The organism is Sphingomonas sp. BE138 (assembly GCF_031456125.1).
Taxonomy (GTDB): Bacteria; Pseudomonadota; Alphaproteobacteria; order Sphingomonadales; family Sphingomonadaceae; genus Sphingomonas.
On the sequence record NZ_JAVDUC010000019.1, the window covers coordinates 1 to 22,068 of the forward strand.

At 65.3% G+C, this 22,068-nt stretch carries 26 protein-coding genes; 22 read left to right on the forward strand and 4 right to left on the reverse strand.

Going from position 1 to position 22,068, the window contains the following annotated elements; genetic code table 11:
• Window positions 1-201 precede the first annotated feature (201 nt).
• Together J2Y58_RS17200 and J2Y58_RS17205 are read left to right on the forward strand one after the other, a co-directional pair.
• On the forward strand, window positions 202-1,632 hold the full coding sequence (locus J2Y58_RS17200) for an ISNCY family transposase (RefSeq protein WP_310105810.1): 1,431 nt from the start codon (window positions 202-204) through the stop codon (window positions 1,630-1,632).
• Window positions 1,633-1,806: 174 nt separating this feature from the next.
• Window positions 1,807-2,364: a recombinase family protein gene (locus J2Y58_RS17205; protein ID WP_310105813.1), complete on the forward strand. Its 558-nt coding sequence runs from the start codon at window positions 1,807-1,809 to the stop codon at window positions 2,362-2,364.
• 8 nt (window positions 2,365-2,372) lie between these two features.
• Here the strand turns inward: J2Y58_RS17205 and J2Y58_RS17210 are convergent, their stop codons facing one another.
• From J2Y58_RS17210 to J2Y58_RS17225, 4 genes are all read right to left on the reverse strand, one after another.
• Window positions 2,373-3,329 (reverse strand): diguanylate cyclase domain-containing protein, encoded by a 957-nt coding sequence (locus J2Y58_RS17210; RefSeq protein WP_310105814.1) that lies wholly within the window; start codon window positions 3,327-3,329, stop codon window positions 2,373-2,375.
• Complete coding sequence (locus J2Y58_RS17215) at window positions 3,280-3,621, reverse strand: hypothetical protein (protein ID WP_310105817.1); 342 nt, start codon at window positions 3,619-3,621, stop codon at window positions 3,280-3,282. Before J2Y58_RS17215 ends, J2Y58_RS17210 begins: the two co-directional genes overlap by 50 nt.
• Window positions 3,622-3,717: 96 nt before the next feature.
• A complete protein-coding gene (locus J2Y58_RS17220) occupies window positions 3,718-4,116 on the reverse strand; it encodes a helix-turn-helix transcriptional regulator (RefSeq protein ID WP_310105819.1) in 399 nt (132 codons plus the stop codon).
• A 69-nt stretch (window positions 4,117-4,185) separates the two neighbouring features.
• Window positions 4,186-4,545, reverse strand: a complete 360-nt coding sequence (locus J2Y58_RS17225) for a hypothetical protein (protein ID WP_310105821.1) — start codon at window positions 4,543-4,545, stop codon at window positions 4,186-4,188.
• A 386-nt stretch (window positions 4,546-4,931) separates the two neighbouring features.
• Here J2Y58_RS17225 and J2Y58_RS17230 point away from each other — a divergent pair, with 386 nt between their 5' ends.
• The 20 genes from J2Y58_RS17230 to J2Y58_RS17325 are packed head-to-tail and all read left to right on the forward strand — an operon-like array spanning window position 4,932 to window position 22,047.
• Window positions 4,932-5,180 (forward strand): hypothetical protein, encoded by a 249-nt coding sequence (locus tag J2Y58_RS17230; protein WP_310105966.1) that lies wholly within the window; start codon window positions 4,932-4,934, stop codon window positions 5,178-5,180.
• A 40-nt stretch (window positions 5,181-5,220) separates the two neighbouring features.
• On the forward strand, window positions 5,221-5,505 hold the full coding sequence (gene traL / locus J2Y58_RS17235) for a type IV conjugative transfer system protein TraL (protein WP_310105824.1): 285 nt from the start codon (window positions 5,221-5,223) through the stop codon (window positions 5,503-5,505).
• 1 nt (window position 5,506) lies between these two features.
• Window positions 5,507-6,091, forward strand: coding sequence for a type IV conjugative transfer system protein TraE (locus tag J2Y58_RS17240; RefSeq protein WP_310105827.1), 585 nt, complete (start codon window positions 5,507-5,509; stop codon window positions 6,089-6,091).
• Window positions 6,088-6,900, forward strand: a complete 813-nt coding sequence (locus J2Y58_RS17245; protein WP_310105829.1) for a type-F conjugative transfer system secretin TraK — start codon at window positions 6,088-6,090, stop codon at window positions 6,898-6,900. The genes J2Y58_RS17240 and J2Y58_RS17245 overlap by 4 nt, the downstream gene beginning before the upstream one ends.
• Window positions 6,897-8,222, forward strand: a complete 1,326-nt coding sequence (locus J2Y58_RS17250) for a TraB/VirB10 family protein (protein WP_310105832.1) — start codon at window positions 6,897-6,899, stop codon at window positions 8,220-8,222. The genes J2Y58_RS17245 and J2Y58_RS17250 overlap by 4 nt, the downstream gene beginning before the upstream one ends.
• Window positions 8,223-8,261: 39 nt before the next feature.
• Window positions 8,262-9,062: a DsbC family protein gene (locus J2Y58_RS17255; RefSeq protein WP_405053122.1), complete on the forward strand. Its 801-nt coding sequence runs from the start codon at window positions 8,262-8,264 to the stop codon at window positions 9,060-9,062.
• Complete coding sequence (locus J2Y58_RS17260) at window positions 9,059-9,862, forward strand: conjugal transfer protein (RefSeq protein ID WP_310105837.1); 804 nt, start codon at window positions 9,059-9,061, stop codon at window positions 9,860-9,862. The genes J2Y58_RS17255 and J2Y58_RS17260 overlap by 4 nt, the downstream gene beginning before the upstream one ends.
• A 1-nt stretch (window position 9,863) precedes the next feature.
• Window positions 9,864-12,404, forward strand: coding sequence for a type IV secretion system protein TraC (gene traC / locus J2Y58_RS17265; protein WP_310105839.1), 2,541 nt, complete (start codon window positions 9,864-9,866; stop codon window positions 12,402-12,404).
• Complete coding sequence (locus tag J2Y58_RS17270) at window positions 12,401-12,790, forward strand: hypothetical protein (protein ID WP_310105841.1); 390 nt, start codon at window positions 12,401-12,403, stop codon at window positions 12,788-12,790. The genes traC and J2Y58_RS17270 overlap by 4 nt, the downstream gene beginning before the upstream one ends.
• A complete protein-coding gene (locus J2Y58_RS17275) occupies window positions 12,783-13,448 on the forward strand; it encodes a TrbI F-type domain-containing protein (RefSeq protein ID WP_310105844.1) in 666 nt (221 codons plus the stop codon). The genes J2Y58_RS17270 and J2Y58_RS17275 overlap by 8 nt, the downstream gene beginning before the upstream one ends.
• On the forward strand, window positions 13,438-14,019 hold the full coding sequence (locus tag J2Y58_RS17280; protein ID WP_310105847.1) for a S26 family signal peptidase: 582 nt from the start codon (window positions 13,438-13,440) through the stop codon (window positions 14,017-14,019). Before J2Y58_RS17275 ends, J2Y58_RS17280 begins: the two co-directional genes overlap by 11 nt.
• Window positions 14,016-14,675: a type-F conjugative transfer system protein TraW gene (traW, locus tag J2Y58_RS17285; protein WP_310105851.1), complete on the forward strand. Its 660-nt coding sequence runs from the start codon at window positions 14,016-14,018 to the stop codon at window positions 14,673-14,675. The genes J2Y58_RS17280 and traW overlap by 4 nt, the downstream gene beginning before the upstream one ends.
• The gene (locus J2Y58_RS17290; protein WP_310105855.1) at window positions 14,672-15,136 is read left to right on the forward strand and encodes a hypothetical protein; all 465 of its coding nucleotides are present in this window, start codon (window positions 14,672-14,674) and stop codon (window positions 15,134-15,136) included. The genes traW and J2Y58_RS17290 overlap by 4 nt, the downstream gene beginning before the upstream one ends.
• Window positions 15,133-15,453 (forward strand): hypothetical protein, encoded by a 321-nt coding sequence (locus tag J2Y58_RS17295; protein ID WP_310105858.1) that lies wholly within the window; start codon window positions 15,133-15,135, stop codon window positions 15,451-15,453. The genes J2Y58_RS17290 and J2Y58_RS17295 overlap by 4 nt, the downstream gene beginning before the upstream one ends.
• Window positions 15,450-16,463: a conjugal transfer pilus assembly protein TraU gene (gene traU / locus J2Y58_RS17300; protein WP_310105860.1), complete on the forward strand. Its 1,014-nt coding sequence runs from the start codon at window positions 15,450-15,452 to the stop codon at window positions 16,461-16,463. Before J2Y58_RS17295 ends, traU begins: the two co-directional genes overlap by 4 nt.
• An 11-nt stretch (window positions 16,464-16,474) precedes the next feature.
• Window positions 16,475-17,218 carry a type-F conjugative transfer system pilin assembly protein TrbC gene (gene trbC / locus J2Y58_RS17305; protein ID WP_310105862.1) on the forward strand — a complete coding sequence of 248 codons (744 nt, stop codon included), beginning with the start codon at window positions 16,475-16,477 and terminating at the stop codon, window positions 17,216-17,218.
• A 3-nt stretch (window positions 17,219-17,221) separates the two neighbouring features.
• Entirely contained in the window at window positions 17,222-19,267 is a 2,046-nt protein-coding gene (locus tag J2Y58_RS17310; RefSeq protein WP_310105865.1) for a conjugal transfer protein TraN, read from the forward strand.
• Complete coding sequence (locus J2Y58_RS17315; protein WP_310105868.1) at window positions 19,267-19,671, forward strand: hypothetical protein; 405 nt, start codon at window positions 19,267-19,269, stop codon at window positions 19,669-19,671. The genes J2Y58_RS17310 and J2Y58_RS17315 overlap by 1 nt, the downstream gene beginning before the upstream one ends.
• A 1-nt stretch (window position 19,672) precedes the next feature.
• Window positions 19,673-20,581: a conjugal transfer protein TraF gene (gene traF, locus J2Y58_RS17320; RefSeq protein WP_310105871.1), complete on the forward strand. Its 909-nt coding sequence runs from the start codon at window positions 19,673-19,675 to the stop codon at window positions 20,579-20,581.
• The gene (locus J2Y58_RS17325; protein WP_310105873.1) at window positions 20,581-22,047 is read left to right on the forward strand and encodes a conjugal transfer protein TraH; all 1,467 of its coding nucleotides are present in this window, start codon (window positions 20,581-20,583) and stop codon (window positions 22,045-22,047) included. The genes traF and J2Y58_RS17325 overlap by 1 nt, the downstream gene beginning before the upstream one ends.
• The last annotated feature ends 21 nt before the right edge of the window (window positions 22,048-22,068 follow it).

Consider the following 22,068-nt stretch of genomic DNA (forward strand, 5'->3'; position numbering starts at 1 on the left):
GCGGCGCCTCAGCGGGGGCAGCGCTGCGCTGCTTGGGAGGCTACACGCTGCCCCCGCTGCCACGAGGCGTGTCGCACTTCGGCTTGAAACCGCAGCGCCAGATACAAATGACACCACTCTGCTAGATAGAAACGGCATAGCCGGTGCTGTCAGCAGGTCGCCGGTGTCATAGCCTTCCTCGGCAACGAGGACGCGCATGGTATGACGGTGCTGACGATGAGTGCTGCAGAGATCACCCGGTTCGACACGCTTATGCGGCTCGACCGCGGCGAGATCCGGATCCCGGACGCGATGGAGCTGCTGGGCCTCCAGCGGCGGCAAATCTACCGGTTGCTCGATCGCCTGCGACACGAAGGTGCTGCGGGCCTCGTGTCGCGCAAGCGTGGGCGGCCGAGCAACCGGCGCTACAGTGATGCCTTCCGCGCCGAGGTGGTCGCGCTGGTGCGAGAAAATTATGCCGACTTCGGGCCGACGCTCGCGCGCGAGTACCTCGCCGAGCGCCACGGCCTCGGCCTGTCGTGCGAAACACTGCGGCAGATCATGATGGAAGCCGGGCTTTGGAAGGATCGCGCCGCCAGGCGCCCTCGCCCGTACCAGCCCCGCTACCGGCGCGACTGTCGCGGTGAGCTGGTCCAGGTCGACGGCTCGAAGCACTGGTGGTTCGAGGACCGCGGGCCGCAATGCACGCTGCTGGTGTTCATCGACGACGCCACGAGCGAGCTGATGCACCTGGAGATGGTCGAGAGCGAAAGCACCTTCTCCTACATGCGCGCGACGCGGACGTATCTCGAACGGCACGGCAAGCCGGTCGCCTTCTACACGGACAAGCACAGCGCCTTCCGCAACAACACGGCCTCGGCGAACGGCGACGGGATGACTCATCTTGGGCGTGCGCTGGACCGCCTGAACATCGACCTGATCTGCGCGAACTCGCCGCAGGCCAAGGGCCGCGTGGAGCGCGCCAATGCGACGCTGCAGGACCGGCTCGTCAAGGCGATGCGGCTCCACCGCATCGACACCATCGACCAAGCCAACGCCTTCCTCCCCTCCTACATGGCGCAGCACAACCAGCGGTTCGCTAAGGCGCCCTTCGACCCGCGCGATCTGCATCGGCCGCTGGCCATCCACGAGAACCTTGAGGCGGAGATGGTATGGCGCGAGAAGCGCACCGTCACCGGCGCCCTCACCCTCCACTACAACAAGGCGATGTTCATTCTGGAGCCGACCTCGGTCGCTCAGGGGCTCGCGCGCAAGAAGGTCGACGTGTGCGAGTACCCGGACGGACGGCTCGAGATCCAGCACGAGGGAGAGGCCCTGCCCTATCGGATCTTCGACAAGATGCGCAGGGTGAACCAGGCGCCGGTGATCGACAACAAGCACCTCGACGCGGCGCTGGCGCTTGCACACGCCATCCAGCAGGTGCAGCCGCACCACGCCAAGCGCAACAACCACGAGCCCGCGCGTACCGCTCAGCCCGGCGGGATGTTCAAGGCCCCCTCGCCCGTACCACCCGGGCCGAAGCTCGATCGCCGCAAACTCGGCAATCAGCGCCTGAAGCGAGGCCCTCGCCTCTCCAATGACGAACTCATTGCGCGCGGCCTGGGCGAGTATGTCCGCCAACACACTGGATGACCGAAGGCTGTGCCTGCCGGCGTCTCGAAAACGATCTGATTTGACGAGCCTCCATGAGAATCGGTCCGGCCTGGATGCTGCCGAGACGCGCGTTCGATTAGGATGACTTGCAAAACCCATTGCCAACCGTAACCGAGCGGATATGCGTTTGTCGATGAGTTTTAGGAAAATACGATGCTGATCGGCTACGCGCGTGTGTCGACGGCGGCTCAGGATCTGACGCCGCAGCTGGACGCCTTGAAGGAGGCCGGCTGCGAGAAGACCTATTCGGACAAGGCAAGCGGGGCGAGGGTCAACCGTCCTGGCCTCGCCGAGGCGATCGCCTATGCGCGGCCTGGGGATGTCATCGTGGTATGGAAGCTCGACCGGCTCGGCCGTACCATGAAGGGTCTGGTCGATCTCGCCGCTGAACTGGAAGAGCGGAAGATCGGGTTGCGCTCGATCACGGACGGCATCGATACGTCGGGCACCGCTGGCCGGCTGGTGTTCAACATTCTTGCTGCAATGGCCCAGATGGAACGCGAGCTGGTGCGCGAGCGGACCGGCGCCGCGCTCGCGGTCGCGCGGCGCAAGGGCCGATTCGGTGGCCGCAAGTCGGTGATGACCCAGGAGCGGAAGAACGTCGTTGCCGAGCTGTTGAAGACCGACATGGCGCCGAGCGAGATCGCAGCCGCGATCGGCGTGTCGCTCTCGACCTTCTACCGGCATTTTCCAGCCCGGCGCGGGGATTAGCGCCGTCCTCAAGCGACGATCCGATTCGCGCCTGATGCGCGGGCCGTTCGCAGGCGGTCGTCCGCTGCCTGAATGACGTCCTCGCGCATCCCGTTGGTGACCTGGGCGAGACCGGCCGACAAGCTGACCGGGCTTAGCGCCTCTCCCGAGTCGGTGAGCTTCAGGTTGCGTCGACCGAACGCCTTGCGCGCGCTGTCGAGCATGTCGTGCGCCTCTTCGAGGCTGACGCCTTCGAACACCACTGCGATTTCCTTGGCCTCCCAGCGGCCGACACGGTGCGGGAGGCAATGGTCGCGCAACGTCTCGCCCATGGCGCGCAGGACGCGTTCGACCACGCCAATACCATGAGTTCGGGCGATCTCGGTCGTCTGATCGAGCGAGATCAATGCGAGATGGCGCGGAACGTCACGCCCCATCACCGCGGTCAGGACAGCGTCGATCGCGAGACGGTTGAGGAGCGCGGTGGCCGGGTCGATGTCGGTGTTTACGCCAAGGATCGTGAGGCGGGTGCGAACAGCGGCGGTCTGCCGGCTCATCTGCGACAGCCGCTCCGCTGCCCGCTCGGCCGTTGCGGTCATGCGGGCGACCGCACTTGGCACCGTGCGGCCTTCCGACGCGATGATTTCGGCCGCTGTCAGCGTGAGCGTTCGCACCAGGGCCGTTGCCTCGCTGGCGGTCTCTTCGAGGATGGCCATGATCTCGGCGGACAGTTCACTGATCGTCGCTGCCTCTCCCTCGATGTCGGAAGGAGGAGCGATCGCCCTGATGTCCTCGGGGCGCAGACGTACGCCGCCATCGATGAGGGTGGCGACGGCCATGAAATGGGCCTCGTCCGCACCCTCGAAGTAGCGATGAACGAACGTGTAGTTGCCAGGTGTGTGGGGCAGGCGATGCTCGTCAAGGAACGAGATGATCTCATGCCCGCTTTCGTCGGCGGGTGGGCTTTGGCTGGGGTATTTGATCAAGCGCCTCTCCATCACCTGGCTCGTCGGGTCGCGGTGTCGGCGGGGATCGGAAGCCGGCGGGGCCGAGGAGCTCGTATTTGAGATATATGTCACGATCGATCCGCTCGAACACAGCATTGATGACCGCTTCACGCGACCCGAGGTCGAGATGAACACGCAGGCGTTCGGTGATGGCGAGGGAGACCGGCGATAGGGCAATTGTCGATCGACGATACCCGCTTTCGTCCTCCCGCTGCTTCTTGAGCCGCATGGACCGGGTGCTGCGCTTCAGCGGCTTGTTATCGGACTGCATGGTTGCCGCTTCATCAGTCGATGGTGCAGATGTCAAAAGCGTAGATGATCCTGACCAACGCGTTTTCGTTGGAATGGAATGATCGCCCGGAAGCGCTTACCCTCCCCTTGGGATCTTCTTCAAATGAGGTGGCAGCCATCTGTCGAGAATAGTGTCGTCTACCTGATCGAGGAGAGGCCGTAGTCTTGTAAGGGATCGGTCAATCTCGATCATGGCATCGGGTGCGTAATACCCCTTGATGTCCTCCATTACGAAAGCCGCATGATACATCCGCATCGGATCGAGGCCAAGGATTGCAACAATCTGGTTGAATGTCCTTGCCGATACAGGCGTTGTGCTGGACTTCATCTTCTTGACCAGGCTTTGACTCTTGCCAAGATGAGCCGCCATCTTGGCTATGGATATGCCGCTCCTACGCCATTCCATGAGCAAAAGTGCATGAAGGCGGAGCTGACCCGCGCTCCAGTGTAACGACACGAGATCATGCCCGCTCATAGCCCACCTCCGTGATAGCTAATACGACACAATATTTTTCCCAGTGTCAATTGGGGTAAGCTGGCCGATTCATGAAGGGTCGGTGAAAGTTCCCGCAAATGCGGCGAGTAGAGCCGTTATGAAGGTGAGCCGAACGGGCGCCAGGTTCGCATGATCGTGAGCGGCAAGCTGTCTCGCACGCTGGAAGAGGTCTTTCTGATGCAGCTGGATGCGGAACGTGACGCGATGCTCGCCCGGAAGATCGGCCTCTCTGGCCATGGCGATCAGCTCGCCAGGGTGATCGCAAATCACGAAGTTCTCCAATCCTTTCATAGCCGTACTCGAAACCGTCTCGAACAGACCGGTCTCCAGCGACCTGATCCGCATGGCCTCGACCGCGAGCTTGAATACGGAACGATCGACTTTGAACGTGTAAAGCACTTGAGACATGTCGCTGCCTATAGCTGCGTCCTCGCGATTGCCATGGACGCGTGTCGTACGCTGGTCACCGGCCCGCCACACATCAAGACAGTCATGTCTCAGTGCTGAAAGCAAGGGGTGTAATTTTTTTCCACCCCCCCCCGCGTGGGTGACAGTCGAGAGCCCCTGGCATCATCGAGTCTGTAGAACTTCACGCCTCGTAACGTGGTCTTCACAAACAAAATGGGGGGTGTAATTTTTTTCCACCTTGTGGGGAGAGATCAGTTGCGGTTTTTTATCCCCGACGCAGCAAATCGCTTCGTCTTTTTAGGGGAAAGAGCATGACTGCACTTACCATGCAGAAGGAAGGTCGTACCAACGCCGTCCTTCTGGGTCTGGCGATCATCGCATTGGCGATGGTGCTGGGCGCATCGGCGGCCTTCGCCGGTGCCGACACGACGTTCAATACCGCGCTGACGAAGTTCACGGACTTCCTCGAGGGTTCGGGCGGCAAGATCATCACCGTGATGAGCCTCGCCGGCGGCATCGTCGCGCTCGCGTCGGGTCGCTTCAGCCTGGGCCAGGTGGCCGTTCCCGTCGCGGTCGGCGTCGGCGCGGGCACCGGCATTCCGATCGTGACCTCGACCGTCACCGCGACGATCTGAGTCGCGACTGGATCAACTGCTGGGAGGGCGGTGAACGCTTATGGACCGGTATGCCATTCCCTCGCATCTCGACGACCCGGAGCTGATCGGCTTCTGGACGCTGGACGAGTTCCTCGCGATGGCGATCCCCTTCATTTGGGGCATCCTCTCGCAGCACGTCGTGATCGGGTTGATGGTCTCGTTGCTTGGCTGGTGGGGGTTTCGCAAACTCAAAGCCGGAAAGGCCTCGTCGTGGATTCTCCACATGGCCTACTGGCACCTGCCGTCCAGCTTTACCGGGCTCAAAGCGACGCCGCCTTCCCACCTTCGCGTGATGGTGGGCTGAGATGGATTATTCGGTAGGCCTCGCGCAGTCGCAGCGGGTCATCAAGCAGCGCAACATGCTCGGGATCACCGCGCTGGTGCTGGCGGGGCTCGTCGTGCTGCTGTTCCTGGTGGGCGCTACCCGCGACCGCGAGATCGTTCTGCAACCCATCGCCCGCACGCCGCTGACGCTGTCATCGAGCGGGGTCAGCGAGGATTACCTCGAGATGGTCACGCGCGACACCGCGCTGATGACGCTCAACCGGTCACCGGAAAATCTTCAATACTGGATGGATTCGATCCTCGCGATCGCGACGCCCGAGAGCCATGGCGCCTTGAAGCGCGATCTGATGAAGATCCTCAACGAGCAGCGCGGCTCCAGCATCAGCCAGTATTTCACGCTTGCCAGCATGAAGGTCGATCCCAAGGGCCTGACCTCGGAAGTGACCGGCACGCTTCACACCGTCGTCGGCTCGAAGTCGGTCACCGCCGAGCCGAAGACCTTCCGTTTCTACTGGGCGTACCGCGGCCTGACGCTGCAGCTGAAAGGCTTTGGCATGATCGGCAAGGCCGACAAGAACGACGCCGCCAACGGAGATGCCGCATGATGCAGCTTCTTGCCTATGGCCTGATCGGAGGCGGTGCGGCCTTCACCTCGCGGGTCTGCCACCTCTCGAAGATGATCGGGGCAGGGATGATCGTCGTCGGCGGTCTTGCGCTCGCGTCCCCGGCGTTTGCGGACGAGCATGTGCTGGCGCGCGACAACAGCGAGGTCGCCTGCACGATGTCGAAGTCCGGCCTCACGCGCGTCAGCCTCAAGGACGACCGCTTCGCCAGCGTGTCCAAGCTGACGACGGGCGTCGAGAGCGATGATTTCACCGTGGTCAACGAGCCGACGCGGGGCGACATCTATGTATCGGTGCCCGATGGGTACAGCCGCCAGAATGTCTCGTTCTTCGGTACGACCGCCAAGGGCTACGTCTACAAGTTCGCCTGTCGCCTCGGCGGCACCGACGCGCAGCAGGTGTTCGTCGAGAACAAGGACATCGAGGGCGAGCGCCAGGCGCAGGTCGCGCAAGCCGCCCCGACGCCGCAGGAAGCATCGGCCAATCTCGTCCAGGCGATGTACGAGAATGCCAACATCGAGGGTTACGAGATCCGCCCGGCCGGAACGAAGCCGGTGATGATCGGCGCGCTCAAGGTGCAGATGATCTCGGAATATCGCGGCAGCCAATATGCCGGCCGGGTGCTCAGGATCGAGAACGGCGGCAAGGTGCCCGTATCGCTCGGCGAAGGCACCATCGCGCCGACCAACGCGGTCGCGGTGTCGGTCGCCAACCCCAACCTCGGACCCGGCCAGGCGACCACCGCCTATATCGTCACGCCTTCGGGCCTCGCCAACGGAGTGCGGCCATGAGCTTCAAGGACATCTTCAACCGCAACCGCGCCAAGCAGCTCGACGCCGCGCCGGAAGGCGGCGAGGACGGCAGCGAACTGATGGCGGGCAACGATGCCGTCCGCAAGAAGCAGACGCTGTGGATGGCGATCGCGGCCGCCTTCGTCGTGTTGCTGGGCGGCTGGTACATCATGAAGCCCGACAGCAAGGCGCAAACCGTCCAGACCGACGGCAAGGACGTCAAGATCGCGACCGACGACATCGTCAATCGCGGCATGTCGCAGCGCGAGTGGCAGGCGACCTCCGAAGCGCAGATGCAGTCGATGGGCAACCAGCTGAGGGCGGTCGACGGCCAGGCCGCGCAGATGCGCGCGCTCCAGGAGCAGGTCGCGGCGCTGCAGGGCCAGAACCAGTCGATGGCGACCGACGGCCAGCGCGTGATGGGGGCCTATCAGCAGGAGAACGACCAGCTGCGCAAGCAGCTCGCCGACCGCTCCTCCGCGCCTGCGCCCGTGGCGCTACCCGCGCAGATGTACGGTCCGGGCCAGCCCAATTATCGCGGTCCCGGCGCGCCGGCGACCGCGGGCGATGTGGCGGCGAGCGTCGCGGCATCGCGACAGATCAAGCTCGTCTCGTTCGAGGGCGGTCCCGCCGGCACGGCGACCCGCATCTCGGGAAGCACGACCAGCTACACCGACAGCCCGAACTACCTGCCGCCAAACTCGATCGCGAAGGCGAAGGTCATCGTCGGGGTCGATGCCTCGGCCGGCGTCCAGTCGCAGACCGATCCGCTGCCGGTGGTGTTGCGCATCACCGGTCCGGCACGCTCGGTGTACCGTGAGGGCAAGCTGCTCACGACGAAGATCGAGGGCTGCCTTATCAACGGCGCGGCGCGCGGCGATCTCTCGGCCGAGAAGGTCTACGTCAAGCTCCAGCGGATGACCTGCCCGCAGGCCAACGGCCGGTTCGCGGTGTCGGACGTGAAGGGCTTCATCAGCTTCGCGGGCAAGACCGGCGTGCGCGGACGGGTGGTCAGTCGCGAAGGCTCGCTTGCCATGCAGGCATTCTTCGCCGGGCTGGTGGGCGGTGCGGGCAACGCCCTCAACTCCGCATTTTCGGCACCGGTCGCGACGATCAGCACCGATGGTCGCGGCTCGCTCAACCAGACGCCCAACCTCGGCAATGTCGGGCTGCGAGCCCTTGGCGGCGGGGCGATGGAATCGGGCAAGGACCTGTCGAAGTACCTGATCGAGCGCGCCGAGCAGTATCAGCCGATCATCGAAATGCCCACCGGCATCGATGTCGAGATCGTCTTCCTCGAAGGCGTCTTCATCCAGAACTGAGGCGATCCGGCGGGTCGCGAGGACAAGCGGGAGGTTATGATGCAGGGTATGGGGATGGCATCGCTGGCGGCATTCGCGGCGCTGCTGACGGGAAGCGCCGCGCTTCCTGAAGCCGAGACGGTCAAGGTCGCGCTCGCCAAGCGCCTGCCGCGCACCCAGGTCTCCTCGATCGACTGCTCGAAAGTCGATGGTCTGTGCGAGGTCGTGGCGGGTGCCAACCTGTTCTACGTCGACAAGAGCGCGCGCTACCTCGTCATCGGGCGTGTCTATGACATGGAGACGCGTCAGGATCTGACCGCTGCGCGTCTCCTCGCGCTCAATCCCGACATGCTCGTGGGCGGTGCCGCGAAGGCGAATGCGGCAGCCGATGCACCCGAGCCTCCCGTCGCGGGCAAGCGTGTCACCCAACCGGTGTCGCCTGTCTCGCTCGATGTCTCCCGTCTCTCGAAGAAGGGCGCGATCGTGTGGGGGTCGGGCGCGCAGACCGTTACCGTCTTCTCGGATTTCCATTGCGGCTATTGCCGTGCGCTGTCCCAGGCGCTCGAGACGATGAACGTCACCGTGATCGAACGCCCGATCTCGGTACTCGGCAGCCGCGATGTCGCCGACCAGGTGCTGTGCGCGAAGGATCGCCATGCCGCGGTACGCGCGGCTTACGCGCAGGACCCGATCCGCAGCGGTCAAAAGTGCGACACCAGCGGCCTCGATGAGAACGAGGCATTTGCCAAGGCGCATGGCCTGAACGGCACCCCGGTCATCGTCCGCTCCGACGGCGCGGTGATCGAGGGCTTCAAGCCCAAGGAACAGCTTGTCGCCTGGCTGAAGGGAGCAAAGTCGTGAGCCTGTCCGTCATCCGCCTGCCGGCCTGCCCGGTTCCCGATTACACTCCTTCCCGTCGCGCCGTATTGCGTGGGCCTGTGCTGGCCGCGCTTGCGGGTCTTGCGCTTACCAGCTGCACGACGTTCGGCACCAATATCTCGGGCAAGTTCGCGTGCGGCGCGGCGCAGGGTGGCACCTGCGCGCCCGCGACGGTGATCGATGACAAGGCGCTGGCCGAGATCACCGGCGAGACGAGCTATCGTCCGGCCGGTCCATACCAGGCACCGGCGCGTGGCCTTGTGCCGCAACAGGTCGCCTATCAGGCACCGGCGACCGGCGGGGCGGCGGTCGGCCCGCAGAAGGTACTTCGGATCGTGTTCCCCGCGCATGTCGACGGTGCCGGGCGCTACCATGAGGCGAGCATCGTGCAAGCGGTAGTCGACAACGGCCAGTGGCAGGCCGCGACGAACGGACACGGCCCCGGCCTCACCGCGACCAGCACGCTCAATGTCAGCCCTGAAATCCTGTCGCAGCTTGGCGCACCGATCGATGCCGTTTCGGCCAACGAGCGCGCAACGACCGAGCAGCTGGCAGCGGATGCCGCAACGCCGGCCGGTGCTGCGGGTGCCACGACTGTCGGAGCCCCGACGCTTGGCGCGGTCGCGGCTGCCCGCGCACGCGCGAAGCCGGCCGACAAGACGGTGTCCCTCGTTCAGCCGCCGCGCGTCGCTCCGGCAGCCACGCCGACGCCGGCTCCGCAGATCGCCTCGAAGGGCGCGGTCAATCGCCCGGCATCCTTCAGCCCAAGCGTGGAGGACTGACATGGCGACGAAAACCGGATTTATCGCGCGCCTGCTCGGCGACACCCATGGCCCCGATGCGGGCACGCCCTCGCACGGTGCCCCGATGCTCGGGCAGTGGCTGCCGTATCGCAGCTACGACAAGCGCAAGGAGATCTTCTACCAGACGGACTCCATCGCCTTCGCGATCGAGATCGCGCCGCTGATGGGCGCGGACGAGCGTACCGCCGAAATCCTCGCGCAGCTGCTGTCCGAGGGCATCCCGGCAAATGCGCGCGTCCAGATCCTCGCCTTCCAGAGTCCGCGCGTCGGCAGCCTGATCTCGGCCTATGCGCTGCCGCGCTTCAAGGCAGGCGGCGTGCATCGCAAGATCGCCGAACACCGCTCGGCGTTCCTGCGCCACGGTGCCTGGACATCGATGTCGAAGGACGGCCCGTTCCAGGTTCGCAACCACCGCATCATCCTGTCGGTCTCGATGGCGAACAGCAAGGCGACGCCGGACGAGCTCGTCGGCGTGCGCGATAGCCTCGTCTCGACGCTCCAGTCGATCGACATGCCCTCGACGCGGATGACGCCGGTCGATCTCATCGCGCTCATCGATGACATCACCGCGCCGGCGTTCGACGTGTCGGACCAGGTTGCGAGCTATTCCGAGTTCGACCCCATCGCCGACCAATGTGTGCGCCGCGATGTGCAGACCGTCGTCCAGGCCGACCGGCTGCTGGTGTCGGTCGAGCCGCTGCGCGCGGTGACCAACCTGTCCGGCGAAACGCAGTACGAGGAGATCAGGCCGGACACGTTCGACTATCGCTTCTTCTCGGTTCGCAACTTCCCCGACCGCTGGGCGCCGTGGGATGTGCAGAAGCTCATCGGCGACATGTTCTCCGACAAGCTGCGCCCGGGTTGTCCGACGCTCACTTCGCTGTGCCTGTGCTACCAGGATGAGCAGGCCGCAGCCTCGAAGGCGGGCTACAAGTTCATGCGCACCTCGAGCCTTGCGGACTCGAAGTCGGCGCGGCTCCTGCCGCAGCTGAAGGACCAGAGTCGCGAGTGGCAGCACGTCAGCCAGGAGCTGCGCCTCGGCAAGAAGCTGGTTCAGGCCTATTACACGGTCGGCATCATCAGCCCCAAGGGACAGGGCGACGCCAACGAGCGCACGATCAAGTCGATGTACAAGGCAGCGGGCTGGGACCTGCTCGACGAGCGTTTCCTGCAGATCATGGCGTTCATGTCGTGCCTGCCGATGACGCTCGGCAACGGCCTGGACAGCGATTTGAAGCGCATGAAGCGGCTGCGCACCATGCTGACCTCGACGGCCGCCAACATGCTGCCGATCCAGGGCGAGTACCTCGGCGGCAACCTGCCGCATCTCATGTTCATCGGCCGGCGCGGACAGCCTTTCTTCTGGTCGCCGTTCGAGAACAAGGCGGGCAACCACAATGTCGCGGTGTTCGGCAAGTCGGGCTCGGGCAAGTCGGTCGCGCTGCAGGAGCTGTGCGCGGCGTTCGCCGGTGTCGGCGCCAAGATCATCGTGATCGATGACGGCCGCAGTTTCGAGCACATGGCCAAGAGCCTCGGCGGCAATTTCGTCGAGTTCCGCCTGCGCGACGGGTTCAGCCTCAATCCCTTCTCGATGATCGACGAGACGCTGGTCGCGCAGGACGAGGACTATCTGGTCGATGCGCTCGCCATGCTGAAATCGATCGTCGGGCAGATGGGCCGGCATATCGACAAGCTCAATGACACCGAGCGCGGCCTCATCGACCGCGCGGTGAACCGGGTCTGGGAGGCCAGGGGGCGCGGCGGCAGCGTCGACGATGTGGTGCGCGAATTGCGCGAGGATGGCAGCCCGCAGGGCACCGACCTTGCGATCGCGATGTTCCCCTTCTCCTCGGAGGGCACCTACGGCCAGTTCTTCATCGGCGAGGCGTCGGTCGACATGACCAACGCGCTCACCGTGTTCGAGCTTTCCGACCTTGCGAGCCGTGAGGAGCTTCGCTCCGTCGTCCTCACCGCGATCATGTTCATGTCGAGCCAGACGATGCGCCGGATGGATCGCCAGATCCCCAAAGCGCTGCTGATCGACGAGGCGTGGCAGATGCTGCGCGGCGGATCGATGGCCGATTTCGTCGAGACCTACAGCCGTACCTGCCGCAAATACGGTGCCTCGCTCATCACCGCGACCCAGAGCCTCAACGACTATTACAAGTCGGAAGGCAGCCTTGCCGCGCTGGAGAACTCCGACTGGTCGGTCATCCTCATGCAGAAGCCCGACACGATCTCGGACTTCCAGAAGCATGGCCGTTTCGACATGGACCCGTATACCGAAAGCCTGCTGCGCTCGCTGAAGCGCAACGGCGCGGAATATTCGGACATCATGATCAAGGGGCCGGACAGCCAGGCGGTCGGCCGGCTCGTGCTCGATAAATACTCGGCGACGCTCTACTCTTCGAGTCCTCAGACCTTCGCCGCGATCGAGCATCTGATCGAGACGGGAATGTCGATGGACGAGGCGATCGAACGTGTCGCCTATCCCGAACAGTTCGTGGAGGCGGCGGAATGACCGACCTGTCGCTTCCTGTCGGCACGCCCGGGAACGGGAGACAGACCCGCCGCTGGCCACGCGGATGGCAACAGGACCTGCGCACCGCGATCGGCGATGCCAGCTACATCCTCCTCAAGGCATCGGGCTGGGTCGCGGGCACGTTGCTTGCGAGCCTCGGCGTGTTCGTCCTGTTCTTCCTGATGCTCGGCAATTTCACCGCGCTGGGCTTCTTCTCGCAGGTGGCGAACCTCGGCACACGCTTCGTCGCGGCCGACGTGGGTCGGCGTGCCGCCTTCACCGACCAGCTGCATGTCGCGGGCCTGGTCATCCTCATCGTCGTCGCATTGTGCCGCTTTCGCGGGCTGATCGACAGCGTATCCACGAAAGGTCCGCGTCATGGTTGACGTTATCGATCGCCCGGTTGCCGAAACCGCCGTGCCAGGAGCCGGTGACGACGATCGCGATCTGGTCGTTCCTCCCCGGCCGTCCGCGGCCGCTGCCGTTCCGGTAAAGCCCGACGCGGTGCCGGTAACGTCGCGCGGCTTGCCTCCGGTCACCTGGGCGCTCGCCGCGCTGGCGGTCGCGCTGCTCCTGTGGGGGGTATGGGTCACCAAGCATATCGTCTCGCCGCCCGCGGCTGTGCCGATGGCGAGCGTGCGTCTCGAGGCGATCGTCAGCGAATATGTCCAGGCGCAGAGCCATTCGGGCGGCCAGCCCGACGCCGTCGCCGGCCAGACGCGCGCCTTCATGAGCGCGCTCGACCAGGAATTGCAGCATGTCGGCCAGTCCGGCACCACCGTTCTCGTCGGCGAGGCGGTGCTCTCGAAGAACGTCCCCGACATCACCGACCAGATCCGCCGTGCGGTCTATGCGAAGGTGCCGCTACCCGCGGCGGCACCGGGATCGCCGGCTGGTCCCGCGGTCGGTGCAGCGCCCCCTCCCGCCTCCATGGGTGCTGCACCGATCGCGCCGGCCGCATCGCCGTTCGGCGCGGTGCCGCAAGGCTCGCCGCTCGACGCCGCCATCGCTCCCTCCGTGACGGGCCAGGCCGGTGGCCAGTAACGCGCTCTCCCTCGCCCCCGGCGCGCCCGCTCCGGTGGGCCAGGCCGGCGCCGGCGGACGCCGCGCGCTCATCGGCAAGCGCGTGCGCCAGTGGAGCGCGGTCGCGCTGCTCGGCGCTGCCTGGGCATCGTTCAACACGATCTCCGACTGGCAGAAGAACAACGCCTTCATGATCAACGCGAGCGAGAGCCTGCCCAACTGGGCATTCTTCGTCCACCTCCACGCCGCACCCGCCAAGGGCGATTACATCTTCTTCGCACCGCCCGCGAACGCACTCGTCCGCCGCCACTTCGGGCCGGCGTCGGGGCCGTTCGGCAAGCGCGTCATCGGCATGCCCGGGTCGCTCGTCGAGCATCGCGGTGATTACGTCTATGTCGACGGCGTGCGGGTCGCGCACATGAAGCCGTTCTCGCGGACCGGCGAACCCTTGACGCCGGGACCGGTCGGCCGGGTGCCCGAGCGCTGCTATTATGTCGGCACGCCCCATCCCGACGGGTTCGACAGCCGCTACGGCGAGATCGGCTTTGCCTGCGGCAGCGCGATCATCGGCACCGGGACACCGATCCTGTGATCCGGCGCGCCGCGCTCATCGGCGGAACGCTTGGGGCAGCGCTAGTCGCCAGCTCGTCATGGCCGCTCGTTCAAGGAGCGCTGGCGCGCGACCACGGCGTCATGGGCCAGACCTGGGGGATCGCGGAGCCGGACCTGCTTGCCACCATCGACAGCAAGCTCAAGACCCTGCAGGCGAACGGCAGCATCGAGCGCATGCAGGCCACGTTCCGCGCCAAGGCCGAGGATCGCATCCGTAACCCGCTCCCCGTCACCGGCATCGGCCCGGTGCGCGAGGCCAGAAACTGGACGTTCGACCCCTCCATCGTGCTCGATCGTGATCTGCGCGACGTGAAGGGCAATCTCGTCGCGGCCGCAGGCACCCGGGTTAATCCGCTCGCCTTCGTGTCGATGAAGACCGACCTTGTGTTCATCGACGGGCGCGACGAGCGCCAGGTCGACTGGGCCGTGAAACGCTGGAGCGCGAGCGCGGCCAAGATCATCTTCGTGGCAGGATCGCCATTCGAGGCGATGGGCGAGAAGAAGCGGCGCTTCTTCTTCGACCAGCAAGGCAAGCTGACCGGGCATTTCGGCATCGCGCATGTGCCTGCCGTCGTCACGCCCGAGGGCCAGACCCTCAAGGTCAGTGAGATCGAGCTTCCTGGAGGTACGTCATGACCACATTCTGGCTTGATTGGCTCAAGACGCCGATGGCCGCGCCCGAGACGGCCGGCCTTCGGACGATGCGTCTGGCGATCCTTTATCTGGCGATCATCCTTGCCGTCATGATCGCGGCACTTTCGCCGCTACGGGCAGCGGTCGGGGTCGCCGCTGGAGGCACTGTCTGCGGCGTCATGCTCGCGCTCGGCTTGCTGGTGCCGGTCTATGTATGGCGCAAGAACCGGGCCGATGAGGAGCATTTCGCTGCCGTCTGTCGTGAGGGGGGAGCGGACGCTGAGCGCAGGGCGCGCCTTGGCCTGGACGTCGATGCGGTGTGCTTCGATGTCGGCATCGACTTCTCCGATGATACGCGCACTGGCCTCATCGATGACCTGAGCCGGGGCGGTGTGGTGCCAGGGAAGGAAGCGCGCGGCGAGCTGAGGCCGGTCTTGCGCCGCCTTTCGCAGGACGCACAATGATCCGCCGCCCGACGATGCTGTTGGCCAGGCTCCGTGCCGGCACCCGTAGCGGCCAGAGGCTGGGGTCGCTGTTCGCATTGGGGATCGAGGGTGCCGTGCGCGCGCTCATCCCGCACCGCCGGGCCAATCCCGCACTTGCCGCGCGGATCCACCGCGATATCGACATCGTCCTTCGTGAGACCGGTCGCGCCCTTTCGCTGCGCAACCGGAAGAAGCTGGTTCGCGAGCTTGCCGACACCGGCATCCCGACCGGGGCGACGCTGCGAGCGCGGATGGGACCCTTGTTCATGGCGCTCTCGCAGGAGCGGCCATCATGATCCGCCGCCTGATCGCGCTGCTCGGTATCGCGTTCGCGCTGGCCTTGCTGCCGGCACCGGCGAGTGCAGTCCCGTCCAACTGCACCGGCAAGTTCGTCAATCCGATCACCGATGTATGCTGGTCGTGCCTGTTCCCGCTCTCGATCGGGGGCGCGCATGTCTGGCCCGGATCGCGGCCCGACACCAAGAACCCGACGCTGCCGGTCTGCGCCTGCGGCGCGCCTGTCCCGCGTATCGGCATCGCGATCGGCTTCTGGGAACCTGCGCGGCTCGTCGATGTCACCACCAAGCCATGGTGCTTCCCCAATCTGGGCGGCATGCGGCTCAATCCCGGGCTCGATATCGGCCAGGGGCAATATTCGGGTGCCCGCATCACCGGCGGAGCGACGCAGAACACGGCCAACTGGCAGGCGCATTACTACGTCTATCCGCTCCTCTACTGGATGGAGATCCTGACCGATTTCCTGTGCTTCGAGCAGACGACGTTCGACATCGCCTACATCACCGAGATCGACCCGCTCTGGAACGACGACACGCTGACCACGGTCATCAACCCCGAGGTCGCCTTGTTCAACAACCCCATCGCGGTCGCGGCGTGCGCGGCCGATTGCGCGGCTGCGACCGCCAAGCTGTCGCTCGACCAGCTGTTCTGGTGCGATGGGTGCAACGGATCGATGTTCCCGATGAACGGCAACGTCGCGGCGCATAACTCGCCGGTGCAATCCTCGCGGCTCGCGGCCGAGCGTCTCCTGTTCAAGATGCACCGTCAGGGTCTGGCCTGGGGCACGGCGGGCTCGAAGGCGCTGTGCAACAAATACATCATGCCGATCCTCAAGAAGTCGCAATACCGCATCCAGATGACCAATCCGACGCCGACCGTGAACGGGAAATACGCCTGTTCGCCGCTCGGTGCCTCGACGCTCCCGCCCGACGCCGGCCGCGCCTACCCCGTCGGGGGCGAGGACTTCGGCTACCTGCTCTGGCGCAAGCGCAACTGCTGCATGCTGTGAGGACGAGACCCATGCGCACCCTCCTCCTGTCCGCTGTCGCCCTTCTCACGATCGGCACCGGCGCGGCCGTCCTTGGCCAGAGTGTCGAAGGGCTCGATCTCGATGCGGTCCGCGCGCGTTCGCAGACGATGCAGGCGGATGCGGCCGCGCTGTCGAACGAGGTGGCGCGGCGCGGCGACGAGTTCCGCCACGATGCCGAGACGGTCCACGCGGTCGCGATGGAGAAGGTCCGCGGAATCGACAAGGCGAACCTGCCCAAGGGTTCGGCGGGCGCGGTCGACTTCGATGAGATGATCCAGACTGCGTCCGCCAACATGAAGGACAATCGCGGCACCGCGCCGCAGTTCATGGTGTTCGTCTCGACCTCGATGCCCGAGGCCGCCCTGAAGCAGATCATCGCCGATACCTCGGCCGCGGGCGGCGTCGTCGTGTTCCGCGGCTTCCCCGGCAATTCGGGCAAGGCGTTCATCGCCGCGATCTCGAAGGTGGTGACAAAGGACCAGCAATTCGCCTCGATCGGTATCGACCCCAGGCTGTTCCGCAGCTTCGATGTCGAGGCCGTGCCGACGATGGTCGTCTCCTCGTCCGACTTCACGCCGTGCGACGGGCTGAGCTGCCGCACGACCCCGCCGCCCTTCGACCGGATCGTGGGCAACGTCACCGTTCGCTATGCGCTCCAAACCTTCGCGGACGCCAACGGTCCGGGCGCGCTGGTCGCAAAGACCGCGCTCGCCAATCTCGGCCGGACGCCCTGAGCCATGCGGGGGGCGCGCCTCTTCCTTGTGCCGGCCGCGCTCGCGCTCGCAAGCGCGGGCTCGCTTCTCGCACAAAGCGGGGGGCAGTCCACGGCCCAGAGCGGCAACGGCGGCTATTACGACATGGGCGACTACAGCTATTTCAGCGAGCCCAAGACGGCAACGCCGACCCCGACCCCGACCCCGACGCTTGCGCCGGTCGATCCCGTCATCGCTCCTGCGCGCGCGAAAGCGGCTTCCGCTTTGTCGGTCACCAACCCGCCCGATGCCGCGAGCGCACAGGCCGCTGTCGAGGCCCAGGCACAGGCCCAGGGGCAGCCCTATGTCTTTCCCAAGGGCGATCTGGCCAAGGCGAAGGCGGATGCCAAGGCGCTGGCGACACCGGCGCGCAAGAATGCCGCCAGCCTGCCGACCTCGACGCCGCTCACCGAGGTTCCGGGGTATTCGGCGAGCGCCAATCCCGCCGAAGCCTATGCCGACGATCCCGACGCCCTGACCGCGGCCGGCCATTCCGCAGCGGCAGGCAACGAGGCGTGGCGGATGGTGACCGACCCCGACCGGATGACAGTGAAGCTGGCACCGGGCGAGATCGCCCGCGCACAGGACATCGAGAAGGACCCGAACAGCTTCCTTGACGGCCAGTCGCTGGGCTCGGCGGACGGCAGCTGCAAGCCGCTGCCGCCCTCGAGCGGCACCGACTGGTACGAGGCGACGTGCAACAAGGGCGCCACGGTCACCGACACGCCGGCGACGTGCACGGGCCGGATGGATCCATCCGTCGTCAACACGCTGCGCTATTTCTACTACGGTGTGCGCGATCAGAATGAGGGCAACGGGTTCGCGCGCAACACCGTGATGCAGGCCAAGGTGCAGGCCGGCATCTGCCGGGCCGAGGCTGCCACGCCGCACATCTGCGATGCGCAGGTGGAACTGGGTGCGGGCGGCGACGACCCGGCATCCTACGCCAAATGGTGCAAGGGTCTGAGCGCCATGCGGACGACCGCGCAGCTCTACTCCTGCTCGGCCGAGATACCGGCGTCCGAGATCCCGCTCCATACCAACTATCGAACCGGCACCGTCTGGCTCAGGACCGAAGGAACGAAATCGGTTACGGTGACGCGTAACGAGGGCACCTGCCCCGCGATGATCGCCGATACCACCTGCACCGCGACCGGTCCCGAGGTCTGCACCGAGGGTCCCGAGACACGGATGGTCGACGGTGTCGCCGTCACCCAGCAATGCTGGGCGTGGTCACGGCCGTTCACCTGCCAGCGCATCACCCAGAGTTCCGATTGCAGCGAGATCGAGGCCAATCCGAAGTGCACCCATGTGCGCGACGAGTGCCTGGACGATCCGCAGGTCGGCCCGTGCCAGGTATCCACGAAGGTCTATCGCTGCCCGCTGCCGACACCGCCGGCCAGCGATCCCAAGCAGTTCATCTGCGGTGACGATGTCTATTGCATCAATGGTGACTGCGAGCCGATCGAGCGCGAGGCATCGACCGAGTTCAAGGATGCGGTCGTCGGCCTTCATGTGCTGGGGCAGGCCAATGCCGAGTTCAATCCCGACGCGCTCAGCCTGTTCACCGGCACGCGCGAGACCTGCAACAAGAAGATCTTCGGCGCGTCCAACTGCTGCTCGGGCAAGGGCGTGCCGCTCCTCACCCCCTGGCTGTGCAGCTCGGCCGAAAAGCAGCTCGACGAAAAGGACGACAAGGGCCTCTGCCACAAGCTCGGCTCCTACTGTGCCGACAAGGTGCTGGGCATCTGCGTCACGTCCAAGGACGCCTATTGCTGCTTTGCCTCCAAGCTGACGCGCATCCTTCAGGAGCAGGGCCGGCCCCAGATCAGCAAGCCCTGGGGCAAGCCCAAGGACGAGAAGTGCAAGGGCTTCACGCTTGAGGAGTTCCAGCGCCTCGATTTGTCGGTGATGGATTTTTCCGAGGTCGTCTCCGAGTTCACCGACGCCGCCAAGCTGCCCGACGAGATCGCGACATCGACCATGATCCAGCAGCGGATCAAGGACTATTACGAGGCGAAGAAACCCTGATGAACGATGTTGCGCCCTTCGACCGGCATCGCCGCTTCACCGACCTTTCCGTCATGGAGTTCGCGCTCCTGATCGTGCTGCTGCGTGTCGGCCCGCACCCGCTGACCTTTCTTCTGCCGACGCTGGACGGCTGGTTCGACTGCAAGCTCACCGTTGCCAACCTCGAGCCGACCGTCGGGCGTCTGGTGCGCGCCGGTTATGTGCTGCGCCGCGGCGACACGCTCTACCCGCGCCGGCACACGCAAGCGATCGTCATCGCGCTCTACGGCTCACTGTTCCGGATCCTCGGCGATGACATGATGAAGATGATCAACGCCAGCGAGCCATCCTTGCTCTCGACCCTCAAGGCCTACCTCGATCGCCGCGCCGAGGACGATCGCTCAAAGAAGAAAGATGGGGACTGACATGCGTACCGCTCTCACCCTTGCCGCGCTCGCCTCGCTGCTGTCGACCGCCCTCGTGCCACCCGTCGCCATCGCGCAGTCGCGCTATGGCGAAGAGCCGCTCGCCGGCACCATGGAGCCGGCCGCGCTCGCGGACCGCGTGTCTGCATCCGGCGATGAGGAGGCCGGGGCACGCAGCGACCCGCGCGTCGCCGACCAGAACGGCGATGACTTCTATTGCCGCGAGCGCAAGCTTGGCACCTGGTTCTACTGCGAGAAGCCGAAACCGAGGGCAAGCGATCCCAAGGCCGGGCAGCCGGCGGGCAGCGCTGCCGAGCAACTGGCGGCGATCGGCAAGGAGCTAGACGAGAAGAAGGCGCGCGCGATCCTCGATCCGACGCCCGAGAACGTCGCCTCCTACATCAGCTTCCAGCGCGAGCAGCTCGACCGGGCATCCTCGTTCGCGGACATGTGGCGCCGCTCGATCTGGCAGAACCCGACGCTCGACTACACGCTGCAGCGCCCGGTCAACCAGCTGGGCAAGCGCACCTGGCTCGATACGCGCACCGCCGACAAGAACCGGGTCATGGCCTCGATCTCGAAGCGCTACGGCGTCTTCTATTTCTTCTCCTCCGCGTGCGCTGCCTGTGAGGTCTTCGCACCCATCATGAAGAGCGTGTCCGACCGCTTCGGGCTGACCGTCATGGCGGTTTCCCTCGACGGCGGGCCGAGCCGTGCCTTCCCCAACTTCACCGTGGATACCGGCCAGTACCGCGCGATGGGCATGCAGGGGCAGCAGGTCCCTGCCCTTGTGCTGTTCGATACCGTGACCAAGCGGCCGATGCCGATCGGCTACGGCGTCATGGCGGCCGACGAGGTCATGGATCGCATCTTCACCCTCACCAGCGTCGCGCCCGGGAGTGACTTCTGATGGACCGTCTGATCGCCCTTCTCACCCCGCGCCGAGCCGCCAGGCTCGTCGCTGCCTGCCTTGCGCAGGCGAGCATGGTCCTGGCGCTGCTCGGGCTCGTCGCGCAGCCGGCGATGGCGGACGTCGGCGGTGAGATGAACAGCTACTTCAATTCCGCCGGCGCTGCCGCCAACGTGACCGGGCCGACCGCCTTCAACGGCCAGTCGGCGGGCTATTATTCCGGTGGCTCGCTGTGGAGCCGCTTTCCGCAGAAGTCGATCAACCCGGTCAACGTCGCGTTGCCCTCGGCGCGCGGCGGGTGCGGCGGGATCGACCTGTTCGCCGGCTCCTTCTCGTTCATCAACGCCGACGAGATGGTCGCGACGTTGAAGGCGACCGCCAACAACGCGATCGGCTTTGCCTTCCAGCTCGCGATCGACAGCATCTCCGCGCAGATCGGCGGGGTCATGAAGGACATGAGCCAGCGCGCGCAGCAGCTCAACGCCTTCAACATGAACTCATGCGAGCAGGCGCAGGCCGCGATCGGGGCGATCTGGCCCAAGATGGACGGCGCTTCCTCCACGATCTGCCAGCAGGTCGGCGGATCGAAGGGCTTCTTCTCGGATGCCGCCTCGGCCCGGCACGGTTGCACCAACAAGGGCGAGCGCGAGGACACGCTGGCCAAGGGTGGTGATGCGGCCGAGCTTGTCCAGTCGAAGAATTATACCTGGTATGCGCTCATGTCGAAAAGCGCGACCAAGCCATCGCGCGAATATGCCGAGTTCCTGATGACGATGGTCGGGACGATCATCTACGATTCGACCAAGAAGGGCGACAGCATGGGCGGTTTCCGCTTCATCGCGCCCGCCAGCTGGGACACCTATCAGGCGCTGCTCGACGGCACCGTGTCCGCACCGACGGATGTGTGGTCGTGCGATACCAGCGACGACAAGGGTTGTCTCAATCCGACCTCGCAGAAGCTGAGCATCCCGACCAACATCGCGCTGCGCACCCGGGTGCTCACCATGATGGACAGCATGAGCGGCAAGATCCGCTCGAATGCCGTCTTGTCGGGCGAGGAGATCAGCCTGCTCGGCATGACCTCGGTCCCGCTCTACAAGATCCTCGTCGTCAATGAGGCAGCGCACATGGGGCTTGGCAACGGCGACCGCGCGACGATCTCGGAGATGGTCGCGATCGACCTTCTCATGTCGATGCTCGACCGCATGCTCGATGTCGTCTCGCGGGCGCAGCAGGGCGCCAACTTCGTCTCCACAGGCGAGTTCGAGGCGTGGCGCAAGCAGGTCGACAGCGTGAAGACCGAATTGTCGCGGCGCAGCACCAAGATGGCCGGCGACGTCCAGAACACCTTCCGCGTCATCCAGCAGACGCAGTTCCTGGAATCGACGCTCAAGAACAGCATGAGCCCGCAGCTGACCGCCTCGCTCCGTTTCGGGCGCGGGCTGTCGGCGCAGGGCTTGCGGTAAGCGGATAAGGGGGAGCGACGA

What these genes read in the sequence shown, in the direction of transcription:
- J2Y58_RS17200 (WP_310105810.1), top strand. Translation starts at nt 202, where the DNA reads ATGACGGTGCTGACGATGAGTGCTGCAGAGATCACCCGGTTCGACACG.
- J2Y58_RS17205 (WP_310105813.1), top strand. Translation starts at nt 1,807, where the DNA reads ATGCTGATCGGCTACGCGCGTGTGTCGACGGCGGCTCAGGATCTGACG.
- J2Y58_RS17215 (WP_310105817.1), bottom strand. Translation starts at nt 3,621, where the DNA reads ATGCAGTCCGATAACAAGCCGCTGAAGCGCAGCACCCGGTCCATGCGG.
- J2Y58_RS17220 (WP_310105819.1), bottom strand. Translation starts at nt 4,116, where the DNA reads ATGAGCGGGCATGATCTCGTGTCGTTACACTGGAGCGCGGGTCAGCTC.
- J2Y58_RS17225 (WP_310105821.1), bottom strand. Translation starts at nt 4,545, where the DNA reads ATGTCTCAAGTGCTTTACACGTTCAAAGTCGATCGTTCCGTATTCAAG.
- J2Y58_RS17230 (WP_310105966.1), top strand. Translation starts at nt 4,932, where the DNA reads ATGGTGCTGGGCGCATCGGCGGCCTTCGCCGGTGCCGACACGACGTTC.
- traL (WP_310105824.1), top strand. Translation starts at nt 5,221, where the DNA reads ATGGACCGGTATGCCATTCCCTCGCATCTCGACGACCCGGAGCTGATC.
- J2Y58_RS17240 (WP_310105827.1), top strand. Translation starts at nt 5,507, where the DNA reads ATGGATTATTCGGTAGGCCTCGCGCAGTCGCAGCGGGTCATCAAGCAG.
- J2Y58_RS17245 (WP_310105829.1), top strand. Translation starts at nt 6,088, where the DNA reads ATGATGCAGCTTCTTGCCTATGGCCTGATCGGAGGCGGTGCGGCCTTC.
- J2Y58_RS17250 (WP_310105832.1), top strand. Translation starts at nt 6,897, where the DNA reads ATGAGCTTCAAGGACATCTTCAACCGCAACCGCGCCAAGCAGCTCGAC.
- J2Y58_RS17255 (WP_405053122.1), top strand. Translation starts at nt 8,262, where the DNA reads ATGCAGGGTATGGGGATGGCATCGCTGGCGGCATTCGCGGCGCTGCTG.
- traC (WP_310105839.1), top strand. Translation starts at nt 9,864, where the DNA reads ATGGCGACGAAAACCGGATTTATCGCGCGCCTGCTCGGCGACACCCAT.
- J2Y58_RS17270 (WP_310105841.1), top strand. Translation starts at nt 12,401, where the DNA reads ATGACCGACCTGTCGCTTCCTGTCGGCACGCCCGGGAACGGGAGACAG.
- J2Y58_RS17275 (WP_310105844.1), top strand. Translation starts at nt 12,783, where the DNA reads ATGGTTGACGTTATCGATCGCCCGGTTGCCGAAACCGCCGTGCCAGGA.
- J2Y58_RS17290 (WP_310105855.1), top strand. Translation starts at nt 14,672, where the DNA reads ATGACCACATTCTGGCTTGATTGGCTCAAGACGCCGATGGCCGCGCCC.
- J2Y58_RS17295 (WP_310105858.1), top strand. Translation starts at nt 15,133, where the DNA reads ATGATCCGCCGCCCGACGATGCTGTTGGCCAGGCTCCGTGCCGGCACC.
- traU (WP_310105860.1), top strand. Translation starts at nt 15,450, where the DNA reads ATGATCCGCCGCCTGATCGCGCTGCTCGGTATCGCGTTCGCGCTGGCC.
- trbC (WP_310105862.1), top strand. Translation starts at nt 16,475, where the DNA reads ATGCGCACCCTCCTCCTGTCCGCTGTCGCCCTTCTCACGATCGGCACC.
- J2Y58_RS17310 (WP_310105865.1), top strand. Translation starts at nt 17,222, where the DNA reads ATGCGGGGGGCGCGCCTCTTCCTTGTGCCGGCCGCGCTCGCGCTCGCA.
- J2Y58_RS17315 (WP_310105868.1), top strand. Translation starts at nt 19,267, where the DNA reads ATGAACGATGTTGCGCCCTTCGACCGGCATCGCCGCTTCACCGACCTT.
- traF (WP_310105871.1), top strand. Translation starts at nt 19,673, where the DNA reads ATGCGTACCGCTCTCACCCTTGCCGCGCTCGCCTCGCTGCTGTCGACC.
- J2Y58_RS17325 (WP_310105873.1), top strand. Translation starts at nt 20,581, where the DNA reads ATGGACCGTCTGATCGCCCTTCTCACCCCGCGCCGAGCCGCCAGGCTC.